A 7,309-nucleotide genomic window follows, 5' to 3' on the forward strand; every position below is an offset into this window, starting at 1 on the left:
TTCGGATTTCCCCGTCCGTATTGACTTTAGCGAGAATCCAGTGTTATAAAAAAGAAGGAAATAGCACTCTCGGCGAGAGAGTGCTAACACTACGCACAGCGATTGAAGGAGAGAGTAGAGCGATGGAAAAGAAACCGTTCCAGGCCGAGTCTAAGCGACTCCTGGAGATGATGATCAACTCCATTTATACGCAGAAGGAGATCTTCCTGCGGGAGCTGATCTCGAACGCAAGCGACGCCATCGACAAGATCTATTACAAGGCGCTGACCGACGATAGTCTCGTATTTAACAAGGACGACTACTATATCCAAGTCATTCCCGACAAAGACGCCCGCACGCTGACGCTCCGCGACACGGGGATCGGCATGACCCGGGAGGAGCTTGAGACGCATCTCGGCATTATCGCGAAGAGCGGCTCGCTGGCCTTCAAGCAGGAGAACGAGTCCAAGGAAGGTCACGACATCATCGGTCAGTTCGGCGTCGGCTTCTATTCGGCGTTCATGGTCGCCGACAACGTCACGGTTGTGAGCCGCGCGCTCGGCAGCGACGCCGCTTATAAGTGGGAGTCCGACGGCGCCGAAGGCTATACGATCGAGCCTGCGGCGAAGGACGAGGTGGGCACCGAGATCACGCTCAAGATCAAGGACAACACCGAGGACGACAGCTACGACGAGTATCTCGAGGAGTATCGCCTTCGTTCCATTATCAAGAAATACTCCGACTTCATCCGCTATCCGATCAAGATGAACGCCACCAAGAGCCGGCTGAAGGAAGGAACGGAGAACGAGTACGAGTCCTACGCCGAGGAAGAGCGCGTCAACAGCATGGTGCCGATCTGGCGCAAAAACAAAAGCGAGCTCAAGGACGAGGACTACGAGAACTTTTACAACGAAAAGCACTATGGCTTCGACAAGCCGCTGAAGCATATCCACATCAGCGCGGACGGCGCGATCGTGTACCAGGCGATCCTGTACATTCCGGAGAGCATGCCGTTCGACTATTACTCCAAGGAATTCGAGAAGGGGCTCGAGCTGTACGCGAACGGCGTCCTGATCATGAACAAGTGCGCTGACCTGCTCCCGGACCACTTCAGCTTCGTCAAGGGCATGGTCGACTCCGAGAGCCTGTCGCTCAACATCTCGCGCGAGATGCTGCAGCACGACCGCCAGCTCAAGCTCATCGCCAAGAATATCGAGAGCAAGATCAAGAGCGAGCTGACGCGCATACTGCGCGACGACCGGGACAAGTACGAGAAGTTCTACCAGGCGTTCGGCCGCCAGCTCAAGTACGGCGTCTACAGCGATTACGGCATGCACAAGGACGCGCTGCAGGACCTGCTCATGTTCTACTCCTCCAAGGAGAAGAAGCTGGTCAGCCTGGACGATTACGTCTCGCGGATGCCGGAGGATCAAAAATACATCTACTACGCGACCGGCGACTCCAACGAGCGCATCGCGAAGCTGCCTCAGACTGAACTGGTTGCGGACAAGGGCTACGAGATTCTGTATTTCACCGACGACATCGACGAGTTCGCGATCAAAATGATCATGAAGTGCAAGGAAAAGGAATTCCGCAGCGTGTCGAGCGGGGATCTTGGCATCGAGACCGAGGATGAGGCCAAGGAAGCGCAGCAGGAGCAGCAGGAGAACGAAGGGCTGTTCGGCGCGATGAAGGAACTGCTCGGCGACAAGGTCAAGAGCGTCAAGGCCTCCAAGCGTCTGCGGTCGCATCCGGTCTGCCTGTCCACCGACGGCGAAGTGACGATCGAGATGGAGAAGGTGCTGCGCATGATGCCGAACAATCCGGACGTCAAGGCGGAAAAGGTGCTCGAGATCAACACGCATCACGACGTATTCAAATCGCTCAAGGGCGCGTTCGAGTCCGACAAGGAGAAGCTCGGTCTCTATACGGCGCTGCTGTACAATCAGGCGCTGCTCATCGAGGGGCTTCCGATCGAGGATCCCGTCGAGTTCACGAACGATATTTGCAAAGTGATGGTATAAATTCCGCGCGAAAAGAGCCGGCCCGAGATGGGCCGGCTCTTTGTGTGATGCGTGTTTGGGACGGCCGCCGGCTTCAGCCCCGGGGCGGAAACGGATCATGGCCGTGGCTGTCCTTGCGCTGAATACGGCCGTCCTTGCCGTGGATCACCAGCTCGGTGCGCTGGTTCTGCGCGAGCTTGCGCCCGGCCTCGATGGCCTCCTGCTTCGTATCGGTGACGATCTCCGCCCGGCTCTCTCCTTCGCCGCGGACGGCCCAGCCCTTCTCGTGGGGAACGACATGCTGATTCGGCATCGAAGCGTCAACTCCTTTTCCTTTTAACATTCATTAGCCAACATCGGGCCCGTCCAAACAGTTAACTTTTTCGCCTGCCGCTTCGTCTAATTACTAGATTCGCGTTCATAGTAGGCTCCCGACGATTCTGCTATACTGTCTGCAAGAGAAGGAAAGCAGGGATGCCAACGTGACATTAATCAAGGAAATGATCAGCGGAAACGAGTTCGTCGGCTTCTACCTGCTGCGGGAATTCGAAGTTAAGCAGACGAACGGGACCCCAGCCAAGGACTACTTCGACATCGTGCTTTGCGATGCCAGCGGACAGCTGCCCGCCAAGTACTGGGACGTAGCGCCCGCGGAGAAGAACCTGTTCGTGCCGATGGGACTGGTCAAGGTTCAGGGCATCGTTCAATTGTACAGGGAGAAGCTCCAGGTGAAGATCAATCGTATTCGTCCCGCGGTCGAGCAGGACGGCGTCGCGATCGCAGACTTCATCAAGGCCGCGCCGATCGCGGCTATCGATCTCGTCCATACCATTCAGCGCACGGCGGCGGGCATCGCGGACGCAGAACTGAGAGGGCTCGTGGAATACTGCCTGATCAAGGTCGGAGACAAGCTGTCCCATTATCCAGCCGCCAAGACGCATCACCATAACTATTATTCCGGCCTTGCCTATCATACGGTGCGCATGCTGGAGCTAGGCGAGTTCATATGCAAGCAGCGTCCTTTCCTGAACGCGGACCTGCTGCGGGCGGGCATCCTGCTCCATGACATCGCCAAGACGGAGGAGCTGACGGCGAGCCTCGGGATCGTGTCCGAATACAGTCTTCAGGGCAAGCTTATCGGTCATATCGCCCTCGCTTCGACCTGGGTGACCGAGGCGGCGCTCGCGCTCGGCGTCCCGACGGACTCGCTCAAGGTCGTCGCGCTGCAGCACTTGATTCTCTCGCATCACAATCTGGGCGAATGGGGCAGCCCCGTGCAGCCGCAGACGGCCGAAGCCATCGCGCTTCACTATATCGACTCGCTCGACGCCAAGCTGCAGATGGCGGAGGATGCGCTCGGCGCACTTCCGGACGGGGAACAATGGACGCCGATGATTCGCGGACTCGAGAATAAGGCGATTTACCGGACGCCGTTCTAGTCTGATATCGCCCGGCGATATCGGGGTAATGGCGGTAGACTACATAAAATTCGTGAGAGGGGTCGCAGCCATGTCCGTACTACGGCGCAAGTGGGTAATGGGTTGGTCACGCAAGGGGAACGTCGTTACGCTGGCTGCGGCATTGGCGTTCGGCGGCATCGCGTCGGCGGCGGGCGTTGATCCGGCCGATGCCGCGGCATACGGAGCCCGGCTGGAAATCTCGTCGAAGCCTTTTCTTGTCGAAGGTAAAAAAATCTACTTGCCGGCTGCCATCGTGAATGGGGAGTCGTATATCGGATTAAGATCGCTCAACGATCGGCTTGGCATCGGCACCGCATGGAACCCGAAAACCAAGGACACGCTCCTGAACGGTCGAGGACGCACCATGCAGCTATCGGCTGCCGGCGAATACCGCCTGAACGGCGAGAAGGCTTACGCTTCGCCTGCGTACGTACAGGCGGACTCGACCTTTGTGCCGCTCCGATTCGTGCTGGAGAGCTTCGGTTACAGCATCGGCTACGACGCGGCTTCGAAGACCGTGTCCATCGAGCCGATCGAAGAAAACCGAGCGAACTGGACATCGGAGCAATTGACCTATGCGGCCGCCAAGCAGTCGCTGACGGTATCCTATCCGGTGTTCTCGAGCATGGATGACGACGCGGCGCAGGCCAAGATCAACGCCAAGCTGAAGTCGGATGCGGAGCGATATGCCGCTTCCGCACGGAATGCGCTAGCGCTCGCGGCCAAGGAAAACGCGGAGGCCGAGAAAGACAATCCGGACGTGACCATTCCTCCGGTCGAATACGAAGGCGTCTATGAGGTGACTTACAACGAAGCCGGCCGCATTAGCTTGTACGTCGATTACTATCTTTATACCGGCGGCGCGCACGGCGCGACCGAGAGGGTGCCGTATACGTTCGACCTCAAGACAGGCGAGCAGCTCACGCTCAAGGACATTGCGGGAGCGGGCTCCGATTACGTGGCTGCCATCAATGGCAGCATCCAAAAACAGATCAAGCAGCAAAAGCTGGAATTGCTGGTCCCGTTCGAAACCATCGAGGCGGACCGTCCGTTTTTCCTGAAGCACGGGGCCGTCGTCGTTTACTTCAATCAGTATGAATATACGCCGTATGCGGCAGGCATGCCCGAGTTCGTCGTACCGTTGGGCGCCTTCGTTCATTAGAGAGCGGACGGCTAAGCGAGGGCAGAGCGATCGTGAATTAGGAGTTGTTGCTTGAACAGGGTCGTGCTGCGCGGAATGGCAGATTTCTTACGGTATGCTCGCCGGCGATGCGAGGGACATTACAGGTGCAATCAGCGCTTCGTCTTGTCCATTCCAATCCCGAGGAGGTACGACTTTGAAATCGACGCTTCGCAAAGCAGCAGCCTGCACGTGTTTGTCCCTGTTTCTGGCCGTTCCGGCGTACGCAACTTCCGTATCGACTGCCGCTCCTAGTCCTTCGCCGTCTCCCGCAACTTATGGAACGAGCGGCATGTACGGCACGGGCGGCATGGGTAGCGGGACTGGCGGCATGAGCGATACCGGCGTTTCCGGCATGGGCGTAGGCGGCGGCACGATGGGCGGTTACCGTTCCAACACGACCGGTACCGGCAGCCCTTATGCCAACAACGGTTACTACAACACCGGCAATGCATCCAACTCGTACAACACTCGCGGCACGACCGGCTACAATACCACGGCAACCGGTGGCACGTACCGCGCGCGTTCCACGGATTCGACTTACAGAGCCAAGTCTACGGACAATGACCGCGGTTCGAACTGGGGTTGGCTCGGCCTGCTTGGCTTGATCGGTCTTGCCGGCATGCGCTCCCGCAACACGAGCGACGATCGCCGTTAACAGGGCTTCAAAAAGCAAAGCCGCCAGGCGAGTCCTGGCGGCTTTACTTATCATTAATGTTTTCTCACGTTATTTTAACAATTGGGGTTTAGGCGGCGGAAACCGTGGACTTACGCTCTTTTTGGGAAAAAGAGGGTGATTCAGTTGTGTTAAGATCAATCCCAAGCAAGTTAAACATACATTGCACGGAGGATCTTAACTTATGAAAATCCGCAACCTGGTTAAACCTGTCGCTGCCGTCGTCGTCGCTGCCGGATTGTTTTTCGGAGGCGCATCCGCGCTTGGGACCTCCAAAGCCTCGGCCGCTACGCCAGAATCGCTCGCGCTGCTCTCGCTCGGCAAGCAATACATAGGCACGCCGTATCGATTCGGCGCCGCCAGCGGACTGACCTCCGCTTTCGATTGCTCGTCGTTCGTACAATACATCTTCTCCAAAGAAGGCACGAAGCTTCCCCGTACGGCTGCCGCTATGGCTGCCAAAGGGCAAAAAGTATCCAAGGGTTCGCTCAGCGTCGGCGATCTCATCTTCTACAACTCCTCGAGCAACTGGATCGGCCACGTCGCCATTTACGCCGGAGCCGGCAAGATCCTGCACGCCAGCACCAGCAAGGGCGTCACCATAACGAGCATGGACAACTCGTATTGGAAGGCTCGTTACGTGACGGCTAAGAGAATCCTCTAATAGATAAAAGCGCCGCTAGCGCAAGCGGCGCTTTTTATTTGGTTCCACGCGCGATGCTTTAGCGGATGCGCGCCTCGACGATGGCCTGGATTCGTTCCAGTCCCTCCCACATATCGCCTGGCCCGTCGTAGATCAATACGTACGCGCCGTTGAAGCCGCTTTCGGCGGCCGCGTCGAGACATTTCTCGAATTCCGCCCGATTCGGCATTCCCCTATCGTCATATTGCGCCTTCGCATGCACGGAGACGCTTAGCTTTAGAATAACGCCCAGCTCCTCGTATTTTAACGCCCCCGAGAAGTTTCCGAAATCCGCGATCCAGCCGACCTTGTTATCGGTCATGGACATGAGTTGGCGGCAGTTTTCCCCCGTGGAAGTCAGCGGCTTGAAGTTTTCGGTCACGATCGCAACCCCATGGCTTGCGCCGTATTCGGCCAAATCGCTGAGATGCCGGGCCGAACGGAGCAGCGCCGCCTGGTCGGCCGCATCCGCTTCGCCCGCGACGATGCGGATCTGCTTAGCGCCGCTTAACGCCGCCGCTTCAATCCACTCGCGGATGAACCCGAGATCGGCAGCTAGCCTGACCGGATCCTCGGAAGTCAAATCTCCATAATCAAGCAGCAGCGTGTCGAAGCTTATTCCAGAAGCGAGGAAGGCATCGCGCAGTTCGCGCAGGTAGCCGGGATCTCTGCTTGGAAAGTGGAAGTGGCAGACTTCGATCGCCGAGTAGCCTCGCCTTGCCGCTTCCGCGGGCAATTGAAGTAAGGTAAGCGCTTGAGGCTGTTCTTGCTCGTTCACGACATGCGTTTGCAGCTTTTCGTCCCAGGCGGTCCATCTTAAAGGGCCCAGCAGCCGATGCAGGCTCCAGGTGCTGACGGATAGATAAGACATGCGTTTCGCCTCGCTTTCGCTGATTTCCTGTTTTGCGTGCTACCATCTTGCTTCTATATAGTAAGTACTCGTTTCAGCATAACATCGTTCGGCATGACAGGTATCCCGATATTTTGGCCTTTCCTTACGCGGAGATGGCTTCATTCGCGGTTCGAGCTTTTCTTTTAAAAAAGGGTTGCATAGTAGTCGTGATATGTGTTAAATTACTTCTTGTGCCTTTTGCGGATGCCTTCTAGGCGATCGTAGGACAGACAGATTTATCAGCCTCTTACGTATCGATTTAAAAAAGGTGTTGCAAGTTGCGAATGGCTGTGATAAGATATGATTCCTGCTTCGGAAACGAGGCGGACAAGCTTTAAGAGATTGCTCCTTGAAAACTGAACATCGAGCGTTAAAACAAACGGACGCTGAAGCCTTTCGAGGCGGAAGCAAAAGTTATACCAGCAATGAAATGAGCA

Annotated in this window: 7 protein-coding genes; 5 read left to right on the top strand and 2 right to left on the bottom strand. The window is 56.7% G+C overall.

The genetic code is table 11. The features are described from left to right. Nucleotides 1–122 precede the first annotated feature (122 nt). Nucleotides 123–2,003: a molecular chaperone HtpG gene (gene htpG, locus PQG80_RS27735; protein WP_271755073.1), complete on the top strand. Its 1,881-nt coding sequence runs from the start codon at nt 123–125 to the stop codon at nt 2,001–2,003. A gap of 73 nt (nt 2,004–2,076) precedes the next feature. On the opposite strand, the gene PQG80_RS27740 is transcribed toward htpG, so the two are convergent. Next, nucleotides 2,077–2,295, bottom strand: coding sequence for a DUF2188 domain-containing protein (locus PQG80_RS27740; RefSeq protein WP_271755074.1), 219 nt, complete (start codon nt 2,293–2,295; stop codon nt 2,077–2,079). Nucleotides 2,296–2,464: 169 nt separating this feature from the next. Between PQG80_RS27740 and PQG80_RS27745 the strand changes: the two genes are divergently transcribed. The 4 genes from PQG80_RS27745 (at nt 2,465) to PQG80_RS27760 (ending at nt 5,962) form a co-directional block, all read left to right on the top strand. Continuing rightward, nucleotides 2,465–3,421 carry a 3'-5' exoribonuclease YhaM family protein gene (locus PQG80_RS27745; RefSeq protein WP_271755075.1) on the top strand — a complete coding sequence of 319 codons (957 nt, stop codon included), beginning with the start codon at nt 2,465–2,467 and terminating at the stop codon, nt 3,419–3,421. 70 nt (nt 3,422–3,491) lie between these two features. Then, the gene (locus PQG80_RS27750) at nt 3,492–4,604 is read left to right on the top strand and encodes a PdaC/SigV domain-containing protein (RefSeq protein WP_271755076.1); all 1,113 of its coding nucleotides are present in this window, start codon (nt 3,492–3,494) and stop codon (nt 4,602–4,604) included. A 175-nt stretch (nt 4,605–4,779) separates the two neighbouring features. Next, entirely contained in the window at nt 4,780–5,280 is a 501-nt protein-coding gene (locus PQG80_RS27755) for a WGxxGxxG family protein (protein ID WP_271755077.1), read from the top strand. 202 nt (nt 5,281–5,482) lie between these two features. Then, nucleotides 5,483–5,962: a C40 family peptidase gene (locus tag PQG80_RS27760; protein ID WP_271755078.1), complete on the top strand. Its 480-nt coding sequence runs from the start codon at nt 5,483–5,485 to the stop codon at nt 5,960–5,962. A 58-nt stretch (nt 5,963–6,020) separates the two neighbouring features. Here the strand turns inward: PQG80_RS27760 and PQG80_RS27765 are convergent, their stop codons facing one another. Further along, nucleotides 6,021–6,851, bottom strand: a complete 831-nt coding sequence (locus PQG80_RS27765) for a sugar phosphate isomerase/epimerase family protein (protein ID WP_271755079.1) — start codon at nt 6,849–6,851, stop codon at nt 6,021–6,023. Nucleotides 6,852–7,309 lie beyond the last annotated feature (458 nt).

This window comes from Cohnella rhizoplanae, assembly GCF_948329515.1.
Classification (GTDB): domain Bacteria; phylum Bacillota; class Bacilli; order Paenibacillales; family Paenibacillaceae; genus Cohnella; species Cohnella rhizoplanae.